This is a genomic window from Rhodococcus sp. IC4_135, assembly GCF_011602025.1.
GTDB classification, from domain to species: Bacteria; Actinomycetota; Actinomycetes; order Mycobacteriales; family Mycobacteriaceae; genus Rhodococcus_F; species Rhodococcus_F baikonurensis.
On sequence record NZ_JAAOLG010000112.1, the window covers coordinates 1 to 840 of the forward strand.

General features: G+C 66.1%; 2 protein-coding genes. One reads left to right on the forward strand and one right to left on the reverse strand.

Annotated elements, in window-relative coordinates:
• Positions 1–50: 50 nt before the first annotated feature.
• Entirely contained in the window at positions 51–470 is a 420-nt protein-coding gene (locus tag G8767_RS35635; RefSeq protein WP_047269526.1) for an IS5 family transposase, read from the forward strand.
• Positions 471–495: 25 nt separating this feature from the next.
• Here G8767_RS35635 and G8767_RS35640 read toward each other — a convergent pair.
• On the reverse strand, positions 496–840 hold a 345-nt coding region (locus G8767_RS35640; RefSeq protein WP_206030038.1), incomplete at its 5' end, for a hypothetical protein.

Genomic DNA, 840 nt, shown 5'->3' on the forward strand with positions numbered 1-840 from the left:
CTAGGGCGTGTCTCCCATAGTTAAGCGGTAACCCGCGAGACCGTGGCCGTATGGGACAGACGAAGTCACGATTTCGCCAGTTCACCGACGAGCAGTGGGAGCGGATAGAGCCCCTGCTGCCCTCGAACGAAGGGCGACAGGGGCATCCGTTTCGCGACAACCGCAAGATCGTCGAGGGGATCGTTTACCGCTACCGAGCAGGGATTCCGTGGCGGGACCTGCCCCGCGAGGAGTTCGGTGCGTGGCAGACCGTGTGGAAGCGTCACGCCCGCTACGCCCGCGACGGGACCTGGGACCGGATCTTGCAGGCCATCCTTGCTGAGGCCGATGCGGCCGGCAAGGTCGACTGGAACGTCTCGGTCGACGCCACTATCTGTCGCGCTCATCAGCACGGCACAAACACAACGCGTCCTGAGCAGGACACAGGGGGCAGGGTCGAATCACAAGAACCGGCCCTTCCGGGACTGTGAACCCGCAGGTCACGGCATCGGTCGCTCACGAGGCGGGCTGACTACCAAGATTCACAGTGCCGTCGACGGCCGCGGCCGGCCGCTGGCGAACGTGATCACCGGTGGGCAACGAAACGACGGCGCGATGCTGGCCGAAGTCCTGGCCGACATCCACGTCCCACGCCACGGCCGGGGTCGACCCCGCACCCGCCCCGACGCGGTGATCGCAGACAAGGCGTACTCGTCCGGCACGATCCGCCGACAGCTCCGCAGCCGTGGTATCGCCGTTGTCATCCCGGAGAAAAGCGACACCATCGCCGCCCGCGAACGCCGAGGCCGCCGCGGTGGCAGACCTCCAAAACTCGACGCTGACCTCTACAGAGGCCGAAAT

Coding starts and splice junctions, on each gene's coding strand:
- G8767_RS35635 (WP_047269526.1), top strand. CDS start 51: ATGGGACAGACGAAGTCACGATTTCGCCAGTTCACCGACGAGCAGTGG.